Below are 22,973 nucleotides of genomic sequence, written 5' to 3' on the forward strand. Positions count from 1 at the left end.
TGTCGGAACTCCTGGCAGTCAGTTGCCGAAGAAGGCGATGGAGCCTGTCATGGCAGCCATGGTCAGGGAGATCGCGGGCACAGCCAGGCAGATGAGCAGGAAGCCCGCATCACGTGGTCTGACCTGGGAGACCCTGGCATGGGTGCGCGGCGTGCTGCCGCCGAATCCGCGAGCCTCCATGGCCGTGGCCAAGGTCGTCGAACGCCTGATGGACAGAACCAGCAGAGCGAAAGCCTGGGGCATGAAAGCCTTGAAATGATTTTCGTCACCCAGTCCACGGCTGCGGCGCGAGGCGGTCAGGGCCGACCAGTCGTCCTTGAGAACAGTGAAGAGCCGCATACCCGCCAGCCCCCCGTAGACGAAGCGATCAGGCAGATGGAGCACCTGGCTGAAGGCATCAGCCAGGTCGGTGGCGTCTATTCCAAGAACCGTGATGATGGCGGGGATTCCGATGGCCAAAATCCGCAGCGCCGTAGCCAAGGCCAGGTCCAGGGACCGCTGGGTGATGTGGATCATTCCCCATTGCCAGAAGGTGGCGCCGCCGCTCTTGCCATAGAGGATGATCGCCAGGGCCGAGCCGGGCGCCCCCAGGAAGATGGGCCAGGTGGATCTGACCACACGCAGAGGCGTAAAGCCTGCCGCGCCCAGCAGCAGGAACTCCAGGATCAGGGCCGTCGTGGCCGAGACCGGGTCCAGGCTGATCAGCAGGGGCAAAGCTGCCAGAAAAGCCCCAATCAGACGGAAGGCCGGATTGATGGAGGCTATATAGGGCGATCTGCTGGCCGGCTTGACCGGCTCGTCCCGCTGATCCATGGGCGTGACGGTCAGTCTGGCGGCAACAGCCTGGTGGCGAGTCTGCGGATTTGACCCAGCTGCAGGCCAGACGGTCTTCTGGTCTCCTAGGGGCGTCATCTCCACTAGGCGGGCGTCCAAGGCCTGGACCAGCTCCCGGTCATGGGTGACCAGAACGATGCATGCTCCTTGGTCGCGCAGGTCCGCAATCAGCTGGGCCATGCTGACCCAGGTGTTCCTGTCCTGCCCGAAAGTGGGCTCGTCAAGAATCAGCACCTGCGGCGCAGCAGCCAGAGCCGAAGCCACGGTCAGCCGCCGCTTCTCGCCGCCGGAGAGCGTGTAAGGGTTAGCACGTGCATACTGCCTCAGGCTGAAGCGGCTCAGCAGCTCCAAGGCGCGATCCTGGGCCTGGTCCTCGGTCATGCCGGTACGGATGGGAGCCAGCTTGACCTCATCAATGACCGTGCCCCGGGCGAATTGATGCTCAGGATTCTGAAAGACATAGGCGATGCGCGCCGCCAGCTGAGATGACGTCCATCGAATGGGATCGGGCTCCGTAGGCGTTCCTCCCTGGGACCCCCGAAGCAGGCGATCCTGGGCAAGAACCGAACCAGCCACGGGCTCCAGCAGACCAGCCAGGGTCATAGCCAGCGTGGATTTGCCCGCCCCGTTGGCTCCTACCAGGGCAGTGACCTGCCCAGCTCTGAATTCCAGATCGATGTGCTCGGCAACCGCCCGGCCCTGACGGCCCACCGCCAGATCCCGTGCAGCCAGCAGGACGGGATGATCATCCTGACCGGAACCGGATTGCCCGGACCGGACCCGGTCATATCCAAGCTCAGGGATTGAATCCCCGGCGCTCCTAAAGGCCTCAGGGACCCAGATACCCAGGGAGGCCAGGTCCAGCCCAGGATCAGTGAAGACCTCCTCAGGGCTGCCGTCGGCCATGATCACAGTCCTGCGATAGGCCGAGGCACCCGATCCTCCTGTGCCGCCTTCAACCTCTCCCAGCCCAAGCACGATGACCCGGTCGATCATGTCCATCCAAGGCCCTGCCCGGTGCTCGACCAGAATCATAGTGGAGCCTTGCCGTTCCAGGACCTTCCTGACAGCGCCGACAATCTGCTCGACACCGACCGGATCCAAATTGGCCGTGGGCTCATCCAGCAAGAGCAGTCCAGGCTGCATGGCCAGGGCGCCAGCCAGAGCCAGACGTTGCATCTGCCCTCCGCTCAGATGCAAGGTGGATCGGGTCAGCTGCAGATCGGCCAGACCCACCTCAGCCATAGCCTGCCGCACCCGTGGCCAGATCTCCTCCCGGGGCAGCCCCATGTTCTCGGGCCCGAAGGCCACGTTGTCGCCCAGCCGCTGAAAGATGGCCTGCGCATCCGGATCCTGCAGGACCAGGCCCACACGTCCCCGGCTGGATGCGGCAGGATTGCCGTCAATCAGGACCTGGCCTCGGGTCACTCCGCCCTCATCGTCCTCAACCTGGTTCTGACCGGCTTGCGGGGCATGATCGCCCAGCAGTCCGGCCACACCCTCGAGAATGGTCGACTTGCCGATTCCAGAGGCTCCCAGCAGCAGAACCCGCTGACCTGCAGGAACGCTCAAGGAAAGATCCCTGACAGCAAAGTGGTTGCGATAGGCATGCCGATAACCCCAGCCGCGCAATTCCAAGGACGCGGGCCGGTAGGGATTGTCCTGGATGCACTGATCCACGCCCGGACCTCTACTTCCCGGCCGTGCGAACATCGCGGCCGGATGCGAAACGGTCCAAGGCCCCGGTGGCGGCGATGGACTTGTAGAGGTACCAGACCAGCACTCCTGCGATCAATGCGCCAGAAATCAAAGTGGCAATCAAATAAATCAGTCCATAGGGACCGGTCAGACTGATGGCCTGCAGGTGTGTGCAGAAGGAGTACAGCCAGCAGCCGAAACCAGCGGCGGCACCAGAGAGCGCCGCCGTCTTCATGCTCCAGCGGCGGTAGCGCAGCAGCATGAAGACCAGCTCAGCCATGAAGCCTTGAAGCAGACCGATCAGCATGGTCTCCACAGGAACCCAAAGACTGCCCAGCAATGACTCCAGGATGGCGGCGACCAGTTCAGCATAGACGGCTGCACCCGGCTTACGCACGATGACCGAGGCCAAGGGGCCGGCAAACAGATAGAGACCGTTAAGAATGCCGCCCAGACCGGGCACAACCCCGTCCAGGAAGGACCAGGGAATAGTAGTCACCATGGCGACCACCCAGTAGATGACGGCGGAAGCGACCCCGATGACCGAGGCGACGGCAATATCCACCACCCTCCACCGTCTGGATGGGCCTCTGACTTCGACGGGAGTCCGCGCAGACTCCGGTTCTGATCCGGAAACAGTATTGTTCATGAAATGACCATCGGTCATGATCTTGTGCCTTTCCTCGGAGCGCTCCCTATGAGCGCCATCCCGTTCAGGCACGGGTCCAGTGACATCCGTGCGCCGGCATTGCCCGGTAAACGTTCGTCCGGTTGAGGCTAAGCCTCCTCTCAGCCGCACGCCCTTAGGCATACGGCCCCCGTGTCACCTGCCATCCTAGAACATGCGATGGCCAAAAGTCAGTTCTGAAGTTCGCCCAGGGAATCCAACAGGAGGGCCTCGGTGATGATGTTGTCGACCAGCCCCTGCAGAGAGATGGACTCGTTCGGGCTGTGGGCGTTGGACTGGGGATCCTCGGGGCCGGTCACCAGGACCTGGGCCTCAGGGAAGAGCCGCTTGAGCTCGGGGATGAAGGGGATGGATCCGCCCTCGCCCTTGTTGACCGGGTCGTGTCCAAAGGCCTGTCGCATGGCCTCCTCGGCCTGCTTGACCACCGGGCTGTCGGCATCCATGGCCCATCCCATGCCCAAGTCGCTAGGGGTGACCTCCACTCTGGCCCCATGAGGGGCATGGGCGATCAAAAAATCAGCCAAGGCCTGCACGGCCTGCTCGGGCCGCTGGGTGGGCGCAGTGCGCAGGGAAATGCGGAAGCGGGTTTTGTCGGTCAGCACGTTGAAGGAACCCTCCACAGGGTGCGCATCGAAGCCTATCACCGCCGCGGCTGGCTTGGTCCAGAGCCGGGAGGCCAGGGAGTCGGTTCCAGCCAGTCGGTAGGAGTCCACCACGCCTGCATCAGCACGCAGCTGGGCCTGGTCCAGGTCACGCTGCAGGCCGCCGATGGGCTGGCCGCCCTCCAGGCCAGGCACCGCCAGTTGGCCCTGGTCGTCATACATGGAGGCAATCAGCATGGCGGCCAGAGTGTTGGCATCCAGAATGGGCCCGCCGAACTGCCCGGAATGGACCGGGTGCTCCAGGACGGTGACCGTGACATCCAGGTCCGCATTCCCTCGCAGGGAAGTGGTCAAGCTTGGGGTATCCGCCGACCAGTTGCCCGAGTCGGCCACGATGATCAGATCCGAGGCGAAGTCATCCCGATGAGCCTGGAGGAAGGGGATGAAGCTGCGTGAGCCCATCTCCTCCTCCCCTTCGATGAAGACCTTGACATTGACGCGCAGGTCCTTATCCAAGGCATGCAGGGCACCCGAGTGGATGGCAATACCGCCGCCGTCGTCAGCGGATCCACGTCCGTAAAGCCGTCCCTCCTTCTCCACGCCGGTAAAGGGGTCAGTGGACCACTGGGAGGGGTCGGGCACCGGCTGCACATCGTGGTGGGCATAGAGCAGGACGGTCGGAGCATTGGCATCCACTTGCCGGGATCCGATGACCTCGAAGGCGCCCGGAGTCCCGTCAGGGTTGGTGGCCTGGACCACCCGGGTGTCCACGCCCACCTTGCGGAGCTGTCCGGCCACATATTCGGCCGAGCGCCGCATGTGGTCCCCGGTGATTCCCTTGGCAGAGACCGAGGCCAGAGCAATCTTGTCCTTAAGCAGATCGACTACCCGGCTTCTATCATCTTGAACGCGGGTGCGAATCGTCTCCAGGCCCAGTTTTGCCATCGCTACCTCCTGTGATTGCTTGCAAATCAATGCTTGCGAGTCTAGGCGTCACCGTAACCTGTTCGCATGACATGGAACCCCTTCTCACGCAAGGATCGTCGGGATAAAGAGGCTGAGGCGGACCAGACGTCCTCTGCGGAGGATGTACGAGGCAAGGGACGCCCCACACCAAAGCGCAAACAGGCTGAGGCCCGGAACCTGCGCCCTCTGGTACCCAAGGACCGCAAGGCCTCTCGCAAGGCTGCCAAAGCGCGGATTCGAGCCCGCGAGGATGCCCAGTACGAGGCCATGAGGACCGGCGACATCGACCACATGCCCAGGTCGGAGCGCCTGCCTTGGAGGATCTACATTCGCGACTATGTGGATGCCCGATTCAATTTGCTGGAATGGATCTTCCCAGCCATCATTCTCATGTTCGTGGCTACACTGCTGGGCATGTTCGTAGGCCCGCAGCATTATGCCACTTTCACCATGGTGGTGACCATCCTTCTATACGGCTATCTGATCGTAGCCCTGGTCGACACCTGGCTGATGTGGCGCAAACTCAAGCGCCTGCTGATCGACAAGTTCGGCGAGCGCTCGGTGGCCAAGGGTTCACGCTCAGCCTCCTACGCCTGGCAGCGGGCCATGATGGTCCGGCGCTGGCGGGTTCCTAAGCCCAAGCAGAGCAAGCGCGGGCACTGGCCCGACTGACAGTCAATCGTCCTTGCATTCCGGCCTGAGGGTCGGTCATACCGCTCGGCGCCCTTGGGCTCCGGGCGGTATTCGTATTCACTCCGCATTCTGCGGATGATCTTCATTCTCCCAGCCGGCACGGCTAGCATGAATGCTATGCAGCAAGAGAACAATCAACCCGGCAAAGGGTCACTGGACCCTTGGGATCCCAACGAGCGCCAATACGACACGATCATCATCGGATCCGGACCCGGCGGATATTCCACGGCCCTTCGCACAGCAGAGCTGGGCGGGCGTGTGGCCCTTGTCGAGCAGGACCCTGTGGTAGGCGGCGTCTGCCTGAACCGGGGATGCATCCCTACCAAGGCACTGCTGACCGCCACCCAGGTTCTCGAACAGGCGAATCTCGGAACCACCATGGGCATCAATATTGAGTCGGCTAACATCGACTACCAGAAGCTCCAGGATTACCAGGATCAGATGGTGGATGCCATGACCGGCGGCTTGGCGAGCCTGCTAAAGCAGCGTGGCATCACAGTCATGCACGGTCGCGGCAGCATCGTAGGCGATGGTCTGGTGGAGGTGGCCTCTTCTGACGGCCAGCGAACCCGTCTGACCACCTGCGACACCATTCTGGCTACTGGATCTCATGCCAGGGCTCTGGAAGAGCTCCCCTTCGATGATCTGGTCATCGACACCGACCGGGCTCTGACCCTCAAACCCTTCCCCCGCCGAGCACTGATTATCGGTTCAGGCGCGGTGGCCCTTGAATTCGCCACTATTTGGAATCAAGCCGGCAGCCAGGTGACCCTGATGGTCAGACGGGACCGGGTGCTCTCCCACTGGGGTCGGCGGATCGGCCAGATCTTGACACGGGAGCTGGCGCGCCAGGGAATCCGGATCATTACCCATGCCCGTTGTTCAGGAGGTCATCGTCTGCCTTCAGACGAGGGCATTCAGGTCGACTACCAGCCATCCGACGACAAAGGCCAGGAGGGACGAATCAAAACCGATCTGGTCCTGGTAGCCATCGGCAGAGATCCCAACACCGATGCCAAGCAGATGAAGGAGCTGGGCATCGACTTGGACGAGCAAGGCCAGGTTCTGACCGACTCCCAGGGACGCACCAGCCGCGACAGGGTCTGGGCCCTGGGCGACATCACTCCGGGGCACCATCTGGCCCATAGGGCCTTCCAACAGGGCATCACCCTGGCCGAGGCCGCCTCCGGGCTGGATCCAGAGCCGGTCAACGAAGCCACCATCCCGCGCGTGGTCTTCTCCTCCCCCCAAGCCGCAGCCGTGGGCTTCAGCCGCCAGGAGGCCGAGGACGATCCATCTTTGAACCAGGTAAGAGAGACCGTCTACCCCATGATGGCCAACTCGCGCATGCGCATGAGCGGTCTGCAAGGCACCCTCAGCCTGGTCACCGCCTGCCCAGCCACAGATATGGAACAGCAGATGGTCGTCGGCCTGGAGATGGTCTCGCCTCAAGCATCCGAGAACATCGCCGAGGCCCAGCAGCTGGTAGGCAACCAGATCCCCCTGCACCGGGCGGCCGGGCTCATCCACCCCCATCCCACCTTCTCCGAAGCCATTGGAGAGGCCCTGCTTAAGGCTGACGGCAGACCTCTGAACATGCGCTAGGCATGCGGTAGACTGGTCAACCAGTGAACGTTTCCAAGTGAGGATGGCATGGCTACAGAGGACGCTAAGGGCAAAAAGGCAAAAAAGAAGACCAGCACGATCAGCCAGATCGTCAAGATCTTCCGATTCACTTACGAGGAGGACAAGGCCCTTCCCTGGCTGCTGGCCGCGGCCATCCTGGTGCCGACGCTGATAGCTGTGGCGATCTGCCTGCTGGCCCACTTCGGCTGGCTGTCCTGGATTCTGACCGTGCTTCTAGGAATAATGGTCGGCCTGCTCCTGGCCACCATGACCCTGACCAGACGCTCAGACAGGGTTGGCTATGCCAGGATGGACGGCCGCCCGGGCGCTGCAGCCGCCGTGCTGAGCAGCATCTCCAAGGCGGGCTTCTCCTTCCCACAGGAACCTGTCTGGATCGATGCCAAGACCAAGGATGCGGTCTGGAGGGGCACTGGCCGCACCGGCGTCTATCTGATAGCCGAAGGCGACTACAACCGCGTCAATAAGGCCATGAACCGCGAGGAGGAGAAGATACGCCGCATCACCCGCGGATCGGCTATCCCCATTTACCGGATCAGTGTGGGGCATGGACCTGATCAGGTTCCGTTGAACAAGCTTCAACGCACTGTGCTCAAGAAGAAGGCCAAGCTGACCGCCACCGAGCTGGAGACCCTGAACGACCGGCTGGTCACCCTGCAAAAGCGGCAAAACGCTCTGGGAATGCCCAAGGGCATCGATCCGACCAAGGTACACGTCAGCCGCAAGGCCATGCGCGGACGTTGATGTTTTGAAGGTCCCGGCTTCTCCCCCAAGGAGGCGCCGGGACCTTCGCATGAAACACCCCCGTAACCTCAGCGGCTCATTGCCGAAAAAACCGGTCCTCTAGACTGGGTGACCGTTACGGTTTCCACGAAAGGAGCAGTTCAGTGAGCGAACTGAAATCAAAGGCCGATTGCGAAGCTCTGATCAACCAGGAAGGCGTGGAATACGTCTCAGTCAGGTTTACCGACCTGATCGGGGTCCAGCAGCACTTCACCGTGCCAGCCAGTGAATTCCTCAAGGACGCCTTCACAGACGGCATGGCCTTCGACGGCTCCTCCGTCCAAGGCTTCCAAGCCATCAATGAATCCGATATGAAGCTGATTCCTGATCCTGAAACAGCCTATCTGGATCCCTTCCGCCGCCACCGCACCTTGAATGTGGCCTTCTCCATCGTGGACCCGGTGACCGACGAGCCCTACTCCCGCGATCCAAGGCAGATCGCCGCCAAGGCCGAGGCCTACCTGCGGTCCACCGGCATCGCCGACACAGCTTCCTTCGCCCCCGAGGCCGAATTCTTCATCTTCGACAAGGTCCGCTTCGAGAACAGCATGCAGCGCTCCTTCTACGAGGTCGACTCCATCGAGGCTCCTTGGAACTCAGGCGTGGACGTCGAGGAGGACGGGTCCGACAACATCGGTTTCAAGAACCGGGTCAAGAAGGGCTATTTCCCTGTGCCCCCCATTGACCACTATCAGGACCTTCGCGACGACATGGTGGCAAACCTGCAGAAGGTTGGACTGATTCTGGAGCGATCCCACCATGAAGTCGGCGGCGCCGGCCAGCAGGAAATCAATTATCGCTTCAATACCCTGCTGCATGCAGGCGACGACCTGATGAAGTACAAGTACGTGGTCCACGAGACCGCAGCTCTGGCCGGCAAGGCTGCTACCTTCATGCCCAAGCCCATCGCCGGGGACAACGGGACCGGCATGCACTGCCACCAGTCCCTTTGGAAAGATGGCAAGCCCCTCTTCTATGACGAGAATGGCTACGGCGGACTTTCCGACATCGCCCGCTGGTATGTGGGCGGTCTGATTGAACATGCCTCATCGGTTCTGGCCTTTACCAACCCCTCCACCAACTCCTACAAGCGGCTGGTGCCGGGCTATGAGGCCCCGGTCAACCTGGTCTACTCGGCCCGGAACCGTTCGGCAGCCATCCGCATCCCCCTGGCAGGCACTTCTCCTGCCGCCAAGCGGATCGAGTTCCGCGCCCCCGATCCCTCCTGCAACCCCTTCCTGGCCTTCTCGGCCCAACTGATGGCAGGACTGGACGGCATCCTCAACCACACTGAGCCGCCGGCCCCCATCGACAAGGACCTCTATGAGCTGCCTCCGGAGGAGCATGCCCAGATCAAGCAGGTGCCGGGCTCCCTGGAGGAGGCTCTGAACGCCCTGGAGGAGGATCACGACTTCCTAAGCGAGGGCGATGTCTTCACCGACGACCTGATCCAGACCTGGCTGGACTTGAAGCGCGGCGAGCTGGATCAGACCCGTCTGGCACCCACTCCCTTGGAATATGAGCTCTACTTCCACATCTGAGTCCATCTGACGACTGACGCCGGCTGACCGGCCAGGCCACATGGGGCTCGACCCTTCTACTGGGGGGTCGAGCCTTTTTGTATCGTCACGACCATCGGTATCCGTCCATTGGCGACAACACGCCAGCCCCGGCATCCCGGCGGGCGGTCAGGCCAGAATGAGAAGAGGCAGGAAAACAGATCCGATGGAGGTGGAAACCGATGCGCTGGCTGCGTGAATTCATGGAGTTGCCCGTATATCTACGAGCCATGCTCATTGTGGACCTCATGTGCAACTTCGGCATCGGCCTGGTCATGCCCATCGAACTGCTCTTTGCCACCCATTCCCTGGGCGCCACCATGAGCGAGGCCGCCCTTCTGGTAACCATCAGCTCGGTGGGGTCCCTGATCTCCAACCCCATCATCGGCTGGGTCTCGGACCGTCGTTCCTCCTGGCTGGCCATGCACACGGCCATGATCTTCTCGGTCATCGGCCCCCTGATCTTCACCGTGGCCCACGACTACCGGGCAGCAGTTGCAGGAGCCTTCGTATCGGGCCTGGGAATGGGCATGCAGACCTCCTGGGCCAGCATTCTGACGCAGATCTCCACCAGGGAGCAACACCGAATCGTCTACGGCATCAACCAAGCCGAGCTCAACCTGGGCATCGGTCTTGGAGCGGCGGTGGGCGGACTGCTGGCCGCCGGTGGCCAGGACTTCCTCTATCGCATCGGCTTCGGAGGCAGGGCCCTGGGATTCGCTCTGCTCAGCATGTCCCTGCTGGTGATCGAACGACACTGGCAGCTGCGCCGGTTGACGGCTGAACTCAAGGCTCAGGCGGAGCGGGAGGTCATCCAGGAATCTACAAAGACCACCCAAGCTCAAAGGGCCAATCCGTCAGACAGCAATGAAAGAGCGACCGTCGACGGCACCTTCGGCGGACGGACCAGTTCTCTAACAAGAGTACTGGCCTCCATGGCGCTTTTGACCATGGGAACTTTCTTCATGGATCTTTTCGGCTACTCCCAGTTCGACGCCGGCCTGGTCACCACCCTGATCTCCGATCCGCATATCCCCCGCTGGTCCCTGTCGGTGGTGGACGTGGTCAACACCTTCTCGGTGGTCATCATGAACATCGTGCTGCTGCCTCGACTCAAGGACGCCAACCATGTCCGTCTGCTGCGAACCGTGCCGGTCTTCTGGGCTGCGGCCTGGGTGATCATCGTCCTGGGCCTGCGGCTGGATTCCACTCCCGGTGCCCTGAGCGTAGCTTCCCTGGGCATCACCATCTTCGGGCTGGGTGAAGTCATGATGGGCATCTCCCAGCCAGTAGTGGCCGCCGAGCTGGCCGGACCGTCGTTTAGCGGACGCATGTTCGGCCTGCTCAACACGGCCGCCTCCCTGGGCTACATCGTGGGGCCCATGTTCGCCTCTTATGTCCTAGCGGGACACGAGGTCATTCCCTTCCTGGCCATGTGCGCCATCGGACTGGTGGTACTGGCGGTCCCCTGGTTCCTGGCTATCCCCTCGCAACAGATCACCAGCCAGAAGAGCACGGCCTCGGCTTAATCTCGACAAGATACAGCACCGGACTAAAACCTCGAAGGCAGCTAATTCGAAGACATACCCGCCGTGGCCCGTCCAGCAGACTGAGCTATCTTTTTAGAGTCAGTCCTCGTTGCGAGAGTCGGTCCTCACCGGCGGCCCGACGGGCATCGCCGGGTTCAGAACCCGCCATCAGCGTTTTGGCCAGGTCCACGAACCGTCTGGTCAGCGACGAATCATCCAGAGAGCCATCTGACCTAAGCACAGCCGGCCGACCGGACTCCCCTGACTCGCGCAGGTCGGTCTGCAAGGGCAGCTGCTCCAGCAGGGGCACCTGATACCCCAGGTCGCGGGTCAGTTGGTCAGCCACACGCTGACCCCCTCCCTGGCCGAAGATGCGCAGCCGCTCCCCATGGTGCTCATACCAGGACATGTTCTCAATCACACCCTGAACCTTGGTGGGCAGCTGGAGGGCGACAAGCCCTGACCGAACTGCCACCTGCGAGGCCGATGGCTGAGGGGTGGTGACCACGATCAGCCGACTGTTGGGCAGGGCCTGGGCCACGGACAGGGCCATATCCCCGGTGCCTGGGGCCAGATCCAGCAGGAGCACATCGGGATCCCCCCACCAGACATCGGAAAGGAACTGCTCCAGCGAGCGCTGCAGGCGCGGACCCCGCCAGAGGATGGCCCGGTCCGACCCGGCAAACATGCCGATGGAGATCAGCTTGACCCCCCAGGCGGTGACCGGCATCAGCATGCCGTTTAAATTGGTGGGCTGGCTGTGCACGCCGAAGAGCCCAGGCAGGGAGAATCCGTAGATGTCCGCATCAATGGCAGCAGTGTCATAACCCAGGGCCGCCAAGGTAGCAGCCAGATTGACGGTCACCGAAGACTTGCCCACGCCGCCCTTGCCCGAGGCGATGGCGAAGATGCGTGTTCCGACGCCCGGCTTGGAGAAGGGATTGCTGCGCCGGGCGGCCTTGAGGTCGGCCACCAGGTTGTTCAGCTTCTCCCTGCTCATGGAGGAGACATCGATATGCGGGCGTAGCCGAGCTCGGGGGTAGGAGGTCACGGTGCCGTTTATCTGGTTGGTGATAGTGGTCGACAGCGGGCATCCCTTGATGGTCAGCTCCACCCGGACGGTCACCTCATAGTCGGCCTGGGCGTCCCTGGCTGGCTCGACAATGATGTCGGTGATCATGCCTAGATCGGTGACGGACCGTCCCAGCTCTGGATCAATGACCCGGCTGAGCCGCTCATAGACCTCCCCCTTGATTCTTCGAGGCAGCTCCTCCAGATCCCGGGTCCTTTCCTTGCGATGCTCTACTTGTTCCATGCCGTCACCATATCGCGCTCAGCCACCTGCTGCTAGGGCGCGGCTGGTCGGATATTGCGAATGTCGCAATCAGCCTTGGGCTGGGCTGGGGTCGCCGGTGTCAAGCAGGCGGCGGAAAGCCGCCTCGTCAAGAATAGTCAGGCCCAGGCTCTCAGCTTTGTCGGCCTTGGAGCCCGGATTGGCACCCACCACCACATAGGTGGTCTTCTTGCTGACGGATCCAGAGGCTCTGCCGCCCCGCTCCACAATGGCCTCCTTGGCGGAATCCCTGGAGAAACCCTCCAGACTGCCAGTGACCACCACGGTCATGCCTTTCAAGGTCTGTGGCTTGGTGCTGCGCTCGACGTGAGCGCCGACTCCGGCGGACTGCCAGGCTTCAAGGATGCGTCCACGCCAGTCGCCTGGCTGTCGGGCGCCCTGGAACCAGTCGTGGATGGAGCGTGCGATCTCGGGACCCACACCATCCAACTCGGACAGGTCCTCCACGCTGGCCTCCTCTACGGCCTTGAGAGAGGGGAAGCGGGTGGCAATAGCCCGAGCTGAAGTCGGTCCCAGATGCCGGATGGACAGGGCCACTAGAACCCTCCACAGGTCGGCATGTCTGGCCTTGTCGATCTCGTCAAGCATCTGCAGGGTATTCCTGGAGGGCTGCGCATCAGTACTGCCTAAGGCGGCTTCCTGGACCTGGGTCTCATGACTGTTCATAGCTCGCTCGCCCTGGCCGGTCTGTACGCTCTTGGGCAGGTTATAGAATGCCGGCACCCGGTACCAGAGGCCGCTGCCGCCAGTCCGGCGCTTTGTTGTAGCGTGGCCCTGTCGGCCTTCCACCGCCGCCTGCTCCATCAGGGGAACCTCACGCCATACATAGACCTGGCGCAGATCCTCCGCTTTCAGGTCGAAGAGGCCTGCCTCGCTGGTCAGAACCGGATCCTGCCGGGGCGGAAGCTTCAGATCCGGGTCCGGCTGGTAGAGGGCCGCCTGGCCGCCTTGGTCAATCAAAACCTCACGCAGTCCAGGGGCGTAGACCTGTACGGAATCAGGCCGATTCTCATCGGGGTTGGTCAGGGCTATGGCGCTCTGTTCCCCCAGATGTTCGATATCCAGGGCCTTTCGCGAGGCCATATGGATGATCCGCTCGGTCAACTGGGCCGGGCAGGACTCCACGTTGGGACAGCGGATGTCCACATCGCCCTCCTTGGCCGGAGCCAGACGGGCGCCGCAGCTGGGGCAGGTCTCAGGCATGACGAAGGGTCTCAGCTCCTTCTCGCGCCCCTTCCTGGCCTCGATAACCGGTCCGACCAGCTCAGGGATCACATCGCCAGCCTTGCGGACCACGACCGTGTCCCCGATCAGAATGCCCTTGCGCTTGACCTCGGAAGCGTTGTGGAGAGTGGTCCTGGAGACCGTGGACCCGGCAACGGTGACCGGAGTGAGAACAGCCACCGGGGTGATCCTTCCGGTCCGACCCACCTGGACGGTGATGTCCAGGAGTCTGGTATTGACCTCCTCCGGCGGGTACTTGTATGCCACAGCCCAGCGGGGGGCTCGGGAGGTGGCGCCCAGCCTGCGCTGGAGATCCCGGTCCTGAAGCTTGACGACGATGCCATCCAAGGCGTGCTCGATGTCATTGCGGTGCTGGCCGTAGTAATCGATCATGTCCAGGATCTGGTCGAATGAAGTGACGACCCTGTTGTGGGGCGAGACCGGAATCCCCCACTGCTTGTAGAGGTCGTAGGCCTGGGACTGGTCGATGACCTCGTCGTGGGTCCCCTTGGGATGGGCCGGCCCCCATCTCAGGGAGCCCAAGCCATGGGCGTAAAAACTCAGACGGCGACTGGCGGTGATGCGTGGATCCTTCTGTCGAAGAGACCCGGCGGCAGCGTTACGGGGGTTGGCGAAGGGCGCCCTGCCCTCCCGCTCCTGCTCCTCGTTCAAGGCATTGAAGTCATCGAACCGCATGAAGACCTCGCCACGGACCTCCACGAATTCTGGGATGTCGCGGACAGGACCCGCCAGGTTCTGCGGAATGCTTGGAATGGTTCTGACGTTCAGGGTGATGTCTTCCCCCGTCACCCCGTCCCCCCTGGTCAGGCCCTGTTCCAGGACCCCGTTACGATAAAGCAGGTTGAGGGCCAGGCCGTCGATCTTGACCTCGCTGGTCATAGGCAGGGTCTTGTCCTGCGGCCAGTCGAGCTCGCTGCGAAGCCCGTCGTACCACTGACGAAGCTCCGAAATGCTGAAGACGTCATCCAGGCTGAGCATCCGGGAAGGGTGACGGACGGAGGCGAAGTCGTTGGAGAAGGTTCCACCCACCCGGTGCGTCGGCGACTGGGGGGTGTCCAGGCCAGGAAAGCGGGACTCCAGCTCCTGCAGGCAGCGCATCCGGGCATCATAGGCTGCATCGGAAGAGACAGGAGCATCGTCTATGTAGTAGGCGACCTGGTCGGACTCCACCCAGGCAGCCAGCCTGGACCAGAGACGCTGGGCCTGCTGGGCCCCCAAGGAGTCAAGGTCCAGCTCCCCCAGTCGCATGGCATCAGCATCGTCGGGCTGAAGGGAGGCTATCCATCGGTCAGTGCCGGGCCTGGGTCTGGACTCGGCATCCCCGCCATCATCATCGGTTTTCCGAATATCTTGCTGAGCTGTTTTGTCATGCATTGAGCGACCTCATGAACTGTGCCTGTACCACATCAACACCTTCATTATCGTCGTCGTTCATCCGAGCTGCCGCCATTGACAATGTTCGGGCCGGAACAAAAAGCCCGCCGTCCACACAGATGCGCGCGGCCTGGCGCACTATCGAAGCCACCTCGGTGTGAGGCCAGACCGGCAGGCCATGTTCAGCCAGCACCTGGCGGGCCTGTCTGTGGTTTTCGGGCAGGACCACGCATTGGGAGCGGGCCCTGGCCTGCAGCTCGGCCAGCTCACTCTTGAGGGCTGGTATCCGGTCAGGGCTGATGTGTTCGCTCATCAAATAAGCCGCCGCAGCCACGTCGAACTCGTCGCGCATCCATGAGGCATAGGCCAGACGGTAGTAAGCGAAAGAGGCGTCGTCCCTGTCTAGAGCCACCCGCAGGGCGTTCAGGGTGGCAGCCCGGGCCGAATCCCAGTCCTCCCGGTTGGCCAGCATGACCGCCAGCTTCAGGTGGGAGAGCGGGTAGGCGGGCGCGTAGGCCACCATTGCGTTCAGATGCTTGAGGGCCGCCTGGTCCTCCTTAATCTGGGCCAACAGATCAGCTATCTCCAGGTGGGCGTAAAAGAGATTGTCCGGAATAAGCAGGGTCCGCTCCCCCGGAGTGGCAAAGAGCCGGTTGTAAACCACCCGCTCAGCGTATGAGTTGAAGTACCTGGGCACCTGTCCCTCGGCAGCGAAAGCGGCATCCAGATGGGCAATGGCATCCTGCTCCACTTGTATGCCCTGGGCCGCGCCGCCGGAGAAGAGCAGATCACGGGCACGAACGCGCTCCTTGTCCAGCTGGGAGGACAGAGAAAAGTCAAAGTCCGGAACAGGAGTGCCGTCGATCATAGCGCTGGCAACCTGGGGAGCCAGCTGATCCAGCTCCGGATCGCCGATGCCCTGGATGATGCCAGTGGCTTGCTGGGCCTTGGCTGCTGAAGTCATAGTCCGGTCCGCGGCTAGCCTGTGGAAACCACCTACAGCTCTCTGCAGCAGGTCGGCTCGTTGAATGGACAGATCCACAGCCTTATGCGCTCCCAGAGCCTTGGCCGACTTGTCAGCAAAGGTCATCTCGGAGAACTCAGGCTCCTCCTGGCTGCCTTGGGGGCTGAAGCGGTCATCGCGCATGTCGAAGCCGGCCTCGGTGGGCTTGAGTCCGCCCTGCGGATCCACCTGCATGGCCGCGTCAAAGAAACGGTAGACGGCACGTGGATCCTTCAGACCTTGTGAACGGATGCGGGAGAGGAAGAGCTCCCTGCTGAAGACCACCGAGACCAGGGTGCGAATGGTCGGATTGCTCTGCAGGGCGCTCAGTGGATTCTGGGATCCGCCGCCGTCGGTATGATCCGCGGAGGGATCATCGCTCGATACCTTCTCGTTCGAGGTGCCGTCTGCGGTCGGTTCTTCCTCATCGGACCCATTGGCTGACGACGGCGGTGCAAAGGCAGCGGTGTCAAGATCCACTCCCTGCATAAGATCCTTGAACTCACGGTCCACAGATCCCGTTTCGTCCTGGTCCTCGGCCTTGTCCTCCTCATTCCCCTCTTGCTGATCAGGAGCCATCCGGGAGGCAATGGGCTTGGCAGGATCCCCATGCACGTCGCCATCCTTGGGATCGGCCTTGGACCCTGTAGAGGCCACCTCGCCGGAGCGCATACGCTCAAAGGCCTCCAGGGCTTGTCCCATCATGGTCCTGATGGCCGAGTTCTGCTGGTCGACAGCCTCTTCCAGACCGATGGAGTCGATCTGCAGGCTGACCTCGCGCACGGCCGGATCCACCCCGAAGGCCAGAGCGGCCATCATCAGCCCGACGCGCAGGTTGTAGTCAGCGCTCATTGCGGACCGCTCGCCCTCGTCCAGGTCACGCCAGGCCCGTGACTGATCCTCATAGCGACTGGAGGGCATCATGGTACGTCCCGCTGCGGTGAAGGCCAGGGCCACCTGCCCCTGGGCAAGGTTGGATCTGAACTCCGCATCGAAGCGGAAAGGCAACCGAAGGGAACGCACCAGCATGGCCAGCGTCTGCCGGTAGACCCATTCGGATCGGACGGGCTCCTGGCCCTGACCGTCAGCTCGCACCGGCAGAGCCTGGGGAGCCTGTTGACGCACCATGGCAGCAGTAGCCGCAGCCTTGTCGACCATGGCGTTGATAGCGGTCCGTCCGTCGTCCTCCAAAGGGTCGAAGCGAGTCGAATAGTCTCCAGGACGCAGCAGGGCGACGATGGCAGGATCATCCAAAAGGGCCTGGTCCAGCCGGGTCGCCTGGACGCGGTTGATCGAGTCCTCGGTGGGCAGTGTTCCCAGACGGGCATTGCGCTCCAGCCAGGCGCTGACAGCGGCGAACCTGTTGAGATTGCCTTCGATGCGCAGGGCCGCAAGGGCGGCGGTGAACTCCAGTCCGTTGTCCCAGCTCAGAAAGTAGGCACCAGAGTAAGAGGAAGCATACAGATGCAGGGGTTCCGCCCCATGAATGGCTTCAAGGCCCGAGACGGGCGAGAGAGCCCCGGCCTCACGCATCAGGTCGGCGAACAGATCCTCCAGACCGGAGACCCGCTGTCCGTGGGAGCGGGCCTGGATCATATCGCCCACGCTGCGTCGGATGGCTCCCATGGGCGCCTCCCGGTTGAGCCGGTAGAAGATGTTGCCCGAGCCGAACCCTGTGAAGGTTCCCTGGATGCGCGGCAGAAGGTAGGCGGCGAAGAAGGCGATGGCCACGGCATCCCGGTACTCCAGGTCAAGACGCATCTCCGCAGGCAGGAGGGGACGCATTTGCTCCAGGGAATAGCGACCATCGGATCGCAGCCAGGAGGCCAGCCAGCGCAGGTGGCCGGCATCGTCACGGCCTGCTACGGCACCCTGGAGGGCATGGACCGGCCCAGAATCCTGACCCGGATCACGACCCAGCCGACGGCCGTCGGCAAGGGTCACCTCATCCTCCCGGCCCAGCAAGAAGGCAGGCTCCATGTTCTGCAGGTCCATCCGGCTCTGCTCACCGATGAAGACCCGGCCATGATCGTCAGCCAGAGCAATCTGGGCAAAGTGACGTCGATCGGTGAAGATGCCCAGCGCGAAGCCGCGGCCTGGCGCATCAGGCCATTGGACCCAACCCAGAGTCAGCCCCTCGGGCACGCCCTGCAAGCGGGGAAAAAGCCGACGTTTGACGGCGACGCCCAGAATACGGCTGTGGGAGGCCAGAAATTTGCGCATCTGTTGATCGTCAGGATGATGCCCTGTCCGGTTAATCAGGTCGACCATGTCGGCCACCGAAGAATCCAGGGGACGATCCCCCCGACCCTCTATGGTCGGCCGAGAGGAGCCCGCTAGTCCCTCCAGTGCGGAAAGAATGGAACGGCCCAGACCTGACAGGTCCCCGAACCCCCGGGACTTCTTCGCGTTCTTGGACATACTTTCGATTGTCCCAATCCAACGCGACATGTCGCCGTTAGAATAAAACCGTGATGACTCTGCCAGCCCTGCGACGCCCCACCTTGGCCAGGGGCACGACCATCCGGCTGCTGCTGGCGCTTTTTGTTGCGCTTGTCCTCGAACTGGGAGTATTCAACCTGGCCCATTGGCAGTCACTGGCGGCTTCCGCCACCCCCTCTGCGACAAACGCCACTCATGGTGCCACGACACGTCCGGACCTATTGGGCCCTGGACTCTCCACGATTGCAAGTGGAAGGCTGAAGATTACCGATCCGGCTGGCGCCTGGATGGATGTCCCTGCCGCAGATGGATCAGCATCCTTCGTTCAGGCACATCTGGCAGAAGGCATCGAAGGTTCATCCCTGTCTCAGATTCATGTACGTCTTGACCTGCGCCTGGCCGGCGACAAGGGTTGGACCCAGGGCACCCGAGGGGTGATCTGCCCCGGCCAGACCCGCAGCCATTACCTGCGCATCCGAGGAAATTCCAAAGGCGACCGGATCCAGGCCATGCGGCTATGGATACAGGAGCCTATCGGATCTCAGCTGGAGCTGACCGGGATGACTCCAGCCGAGGTAGTCCCCCTGGACCTCAACCCTGCCCGTATACTGACGCTGGTCTGTCTGGCGGCGCTGATCCTGAGCTACCTGCCAGGCTCGGTCCTTTGGCGGACCCGGCTGGATACGGGCTCAGCAAGCCAGCGCCTGGCTCTGGTTTTGATTCTGGCTCCGCTGGTAACCTGGTCCTGCTGGAACATCCAGCACGATCTGTCCGTCTTCACCCCCATGGCATACCATCAGCCGCAGGCCTACGTCTACGACTTCAACCAGTACGATCACGTGGCCCAGGCCCTGCTGCATGGACGCCCTTGGCTGGATCTTGGCCAGGCGCCGGGTCTGGCCAAGGCGGCCAACCCATTTGACATAGCCACGCGCAACGCGCTGCTGGCCCAGGACCAGCAACCCATATATTGGGACTACGTCTATAGAGACGGCCACTGGTATTCCTACTTCGGTGTGCTGCCGGTGCTGCTGCTCTTCCTGCCTTACAGGGCAGCGACCAGCCTGGTGCATCCTGGTGGGTATGCCCTGCCCACCAGTTCGGCTGCGGCCCTGCTGGTGGCGGCGGCCACCATCATGACTGCCCTGGCCACCATACGCCTGCTGGCCCGCTGGTTCCCCCGAGTCAGCCTGGCCTTTGTCGGCATGGCACTGATGATCATGCTGGGAGGATCCGGCATGGTCTACCTCTGGTGCCGCCGCAACTTCTATACAATCCCCTTCGATGCCTCTTTGCTGGCAGTCATGACCGGACTCTGGCTCTGGATGGGAGCCAGACGGGTCCATCGACAGACTGCTGATGCCGATGTACATCAGAATCGTCAATCAACACGCATGTGGATTATAGAAGATGAGGACAAGCCCTGGCATCTGTCCAGACCCCGACTCTTTTGGGGATCGCTGTCAGTAGCAGCTACTCTGGGCTGCAGACCCACCTTCCTGGCCGCCGGTCTACTGGCGCTACCCCTGTTCGCCAAGGAAATAAAGGCAGTATTCAGCGCTCTGTTCACGAGCGGGATCCATCCCGGTTCTCTGTCACGAAGGAGTGCGCTGTCCCTCCTGGTCTGCGGCCTGCTGCCGGTCCTTCTGGTGACCGCTCCTCTGCTCTGGTACAACCGCTGGCGCTTTGGATCCTTGCTGGACTTCGGCAACCGCTATCAGATGACCGTCCTGGACCTGACCAACTATCATCCCGGGACCCAAGGCCTGTTTCAGATCTTTGGCTACTACCTTCTGCAGCCGTTGACTACCATGCCGATTTTCCCTTACCTGCAGTTCTCCCCCGCTCCCATGCGGGTCTGGCACTTCACCGAGCCTGGCCTGGGCGGGCTGCTAATCACCACCCCGGCACTGCTGCTGGCCCTGGCCCTTGTTGCCCTGCCCCAGGTACGAAGGAATCTGCAGCGCCGGGGATGGATGCCCGCCTTGATCCTGGCCCTGGCCCTAGCAGCTCTGGTCATGGCTGCAGACTCCTATTTGGGCGGATTTTCGGTACGCTACGCCATTGATTTCGCTTGGATGATCTGCCTGTCCGCCGTGGTGGTCATGGCCGCCGCATCCTCAGCATATGAAAACGGCCGCTCCAGGGCAGGAACGGCCGTCATGAGCCTGCTGTCACTGGCCTGTCTGGCTGGCCTGGTCCTGACGCTTATCAACGCCATGGTCCTGCTGGAGCACTTCGACTCCAGTCAGGCCATGAACGTAGCCGTCTGGTTCCTAGGACCCTGAGTCCAGCCGACCGCGGTATCAGAAGTCCAAGCCCTGCTGCTTAAGGGCCTGGTGATACCGATCGACCATGTCAGCCACGATGTCATTGCCATCGCCACCTGACAAGGTGATGACCGAGGCCAGGGGCATGGTGTCAAAGAGCTGAGCCGTATTGGGATCATCGGGCAGAGGTATACCATCCTGTTCAATGCGATCACGCATGATGGGCCCGCCGATCGAATTCTCGCGCCACTCGGCCATGGTCGATTCGGCATTCAGCGGAATGAACCGGCCGTCACCATCCACCTGCAGGTCCTGCTCAGCAACCAGATCGCGGCTGGAGGTGCCCACCTGGATGCGATAGGTGCCAGACTCCACATGCCAGGCATCCATGGCCGTTGACCAGTAAGCGAAATCGCGCTCTGTCAGGTCCAGGCTCACCCTGCGGGACTGCCCGGCCTTCAGGAAGACCTTGGCAAAGGCCTTGAGCTCGTGGCTAGGCCGATTCACCCGGCTGGCGCAGGGGACCACATAGACCTGCACGGTCTGAGCGCCATCCACCTGCGAGGTGTTGGTCACGTTCACCTCCACACGAGCCGAGTTGGCTCCTGTCTTCGTCACCGTAGCCTGATCCAGCGCAAAGTCGGCATAAGACAACCCGAAGCCGAAGGGGAAGGCCACCGGACGCCGGAAGGTGTCATAGTAGCGGTAGCCCACATAGATGCCCTCGCCGTAACGGGAGTGTCCCTCCTCGCCGGGGAAGGAGGTGATAGTGGGATTGTCCTCAAGCCGGACCGGGATGGTTTCAGGCAGATGGCCCGAGGGATTGGCGGCACCGGTCAGCACATCCACCACAGCGCGTCCACCCTCCTGGCCCAGCAGCCAGGTTTCCAGCAGGCCCTTGGTCCTGTCCATCCAGTCGGCAACAGTCACCACAGCCCCATTGGAGAGGACGACGACCACCCGATCGTTGACCTCGGACACCGCCTTGAGCAGCGCCACCTGCTTGTCGGGAAGATCCATGCTGGTGCGGTCAAAGCCCTCGGACTCGGCATCTTCCGGCAGCCCCAGGAAGAGCACCACAGTCTCGGCTCCGCGCGCAGCCTCAAGCGCCTGCTGGGTCAGGGCAGGATCCTGCTCCTTGTCGTCAAATGTGAACCCAGGCGCAAAGTCCACGTTCATGCCAGCCTCCTTGAAGCCATCCAGCGCTGAAGAGACCTCGGTAGGGGTAATGTGCGAGGAACCTCCGCCCTGGTAGCGTGGAGTTCTTGCGAATTCACCGATGACGGCAACCTTCCCTTGCGGGTCAAGCGGCAGGATCCGGTCCTCGTTGCGCAAGAGGACTATAGACTCCTGGGCCGCTTGACGGGCGATCCTGTTGTGCTCCTCAATGTCATAGCGATACCCTTGCTGGGACATGGCCGGACGGGCCTTGTCGATCAGATCCAGAATCCCCTGGGCCATCCGGTCCAGCTGCTCCTTATCCAACTGGCCAGCCTTCACTGCCTGAACCACCTGATCATCGGTGCGAGAGGGCGGCATCTCCAGATTGAGCCCGGCCTGCAGGGCATTGACCCTGTTGTGGACGGCCCCCCAGTCCGACATGACCATACCCTGGTAGCCCCACTCACCACGCAGAACATCCGTCAGCAGCCAATGGTTCTCCGAGCTGAAGACCCCGTTGACCTTGTTATAGGCGCACATGATGGTCCAGGGCTTGGCATTCCGGACCACATATTCAAAGGCCGGCAGATAGATCTCGCGCAGGGTGCGCATGTCCACGTCCGAACTGACTCTGAGCCGATCGGTCTCTTGGTTGTTGGCTGCAAAGTGTTTCAGCGAGGTTCCCACCCCCTTGGACTGGACGCCTTCAACCAGGCCTGCGGCTTCATGCCCGGCCAGGACAGGATCCTCCGAGTAGAACTCGAAGTTGCGGCCGCCCAGCGGGCTGCGCTTGATGTTGATGCCGGGTCCCAGGATCACAGCCACCTTCTCCTGGATACACTCCTCGCCCATGGCCTGGCCCACCTGATAGGTCAGATCAGGATTCCATGAGGAGGCCAGTCCGGCTGTTGGAGGGAAGCAGGTGGCCGGAACCGAGCCGTAGACGTCGGAACCGGTGGCCTTGCGCAAGCCGTAAGGGCCGTCGGTGATCATGTACCCTTCATAGCCCCTGCCGGGCAGCCCCTGCAGGTGCCAGGAGTCAGATCCCGAAGTGAGCGAGGCCTCCTCTTGCAGATCCAAATCCTTGGCTTTGGTACGTGTGTCTTCTGGCATGTCTTTTCCTTTCGG

General features: G+C 62.1%; 13 protein-coding genes. 6 read left to right on the top strand and 7 right to left on the bottom strand.

Translation table 11 applies throughout. The annotated features are described in order from the left end of the window. Positions 1-18: 18 nt before the first annotated feature. From DKK75_RS08425 to DKK75_RS04860, 3 genes are all read right to left on the bottom strand, one after another. Positions 19-2,514: an ATP-binding cassette domain-containing protein gene (locus DKK75_RS08425; protein ID WP_110452341.1), complete on the bottom strand. Its 2,496-nt coding sequence runs from the start codon at positions 2,512-2,514 to the stop codon at positions 19-21. 10 nt (positions 2,515-2,524) lie between these two features. Continuing rightward, entirely contained in the window at positions 2,525-3,253 is a 729-nt protein-coding gene (locus tag DKK75_RS04855; RefSeq protein WP_375315002.1) for an ECF transporter S component, read from the bottom strand. 137 nt (positions 3,254-3,390) lie between these two features. Further along, a complete protein-coding gene (locus DKK75_RS04860) occupies positions 3,391-4,767 on the bottom strand; it encodes a dipeptidase (protein ID WP_110452342.1) in 1,377 nt (458 codons plus the stop codon). Between the two features lie 66 nt (positions 4,768-4,833). On the opposite strand from DKK75_RS04860, the gene DKK75_RS04865 reads away from it, so the two are divergent. The 5 genes from DKK75_RS04865 (at position 4,834) to DKK75_RS04885 (ending at position 10,996) form a co-directional block, all read left to right on the top strand. Beyond that, positions 4,834-5,460, top strand: a complete 627-nt coding sequence (locus DKK75_RS04865) for a DUF3043 domain-containing protein (protein WP_110452343.1) — start codon at positions 4,834-4,836, stop codon at positions 5,458-5,460. Positions 5,461-5,598: 138 nt separating this feature from the next. Further along, a complete protein-coding gene (locus tag DKK75_RS04870) occupies positions 5,599-7,086 on the top strand; it encodes a dihydrolipoyl dehydrogenase family protein (protein ID WP_110452344.1) in 1,488 nt (495 codons plus the stop codon). Between the two features lie 48 nt (positions 7,087-7,134). Further along, on the top strand, positions 7,135-7,869 hold the full coding sequence (locus DKK75_RS04875) for a DUF4191 domain-containing protein (protein WP_110452345.1): 735 nt from the start codon (positions 7,135-7,137) through the stop codon (positions 7,867-7,869). Positions 7,870-8,012: 143 nt separating this feature from the next. Continuing rightward, on the top strand, positions 8,013-9,449 hold the full coding sequence (glnA, locus tag DKK75_RS04880) for a type I glutamate--ammonia ligase (RefSeq protein ID WP_045924619.1): 1,437 nt from the start codon (positions 8,013-8,015) through the stop codon (positions 9,447-9,449). Between the two features lie 221 nt (positions 9,450-9,670). Further along, complete coding sequence (locus DKK75_RS04885) at positions 9,671-10,996, top strand: MFS transporter (protein ID WP_181414471.1); 1,326 nt, start codon at positions 9,671-9,673, stop codon at positions 10,994-10,996. 85 nt (positions 10,997-11,081) lie between these two features. Here DKK75_RS04885 and DKK75_RS04890 read toward each other — a convergent pair whose 3' ends face one another. The 3 genes from DKK75_RS04890 to DKK75_RS04900 all read right to left on the bottom strand — a co-directional run bounded on the left by DKK75_RS04890 (position 11,082) and on the right by DKK75_RS04900 (position 18,243). Beyond that, the gene (locus DKK75_RS04890) at positions 11,082-12,311 is read right to left on the bottom strand and encodes an Mrp/NBP35 family ATP-binding protein (protein WP_110452347.1); all 1,230 of its coding nucleotides are present in this window, start codon (positions 12,309-12,311) and stop codon (positions 11,082-11,084) included. A gap of 69 nt (positions 12,312-12,380) precedes the next feature. Beyond that, complete coding sequence (gene ligA / locus DKK75_RS04895) at positions 12,381-14,969, bottom strand: NAD-dependent DNA ligase LigA (RefSeq protein WP_110452348.1); 2,589 nt, start codon at positions 14,967-14,969, stop codon at positions 12,381-12,383. Next, positions 14,962-18,243, bottom strand: coding sequence for a tetratricopeptide repeat protein (locus DKK75_RS04900; RefSeq protein WP_375315005.1), 3,282 nt, complete (start codon positions 18,241-18,243; stop codon positions 14,962-14,964). Before DKK75_RS04900 ends, ligA begins: the two co-directional genes overlap by 8 nt. A 200-nt stretch (positions 18,244-18,443) precedes the next feature. Here DKK75_RS04900 and DKK75_RS04905 point away from each other — a divergent pair, with 200 nt between their 5' ends. After that, on the top strand, positions 18,444-20,702 hold the full coding sequence (locus DKK75_RS04905; RefSeq protein ID WP_146208612.1) for a hypothetical protein: 2,259 nt from the start codon (positions 18,444-18,446) through the stop codon (positions 20,700-20,702). An 18-nt stretch (positions 20,703-20,720) separates the two neighbouring features. On the opposite strand, the gene DKK75_RS04910 is transcribed toward DKK75_RS04905, so the two are convergent. Further along, positions 20,721-22,958: a glycoside hydrolase family 3 C-terminal domain-containing protein gene (locus DKK75_RS04910; protein ID WP_110452350.1), complete on the bottom strand. Its 2,238-nt coding sequence runs from the start codon at positions 22,956-22,958 to the stop codon at positions 20,721-20,723. Positions 22,959-22,973: the final 15 nt, after the last annotated feature.

This window comes from Bifidobacterium asteroides, from assembly GCF_003202695.1.
Lineage (GTDB): Bacteria > Actinomycetota > Actinomycetes > Actinomycetales > Bifidobacteriaceae > Bombiscardovia > Bombiscardovia asteroides_G.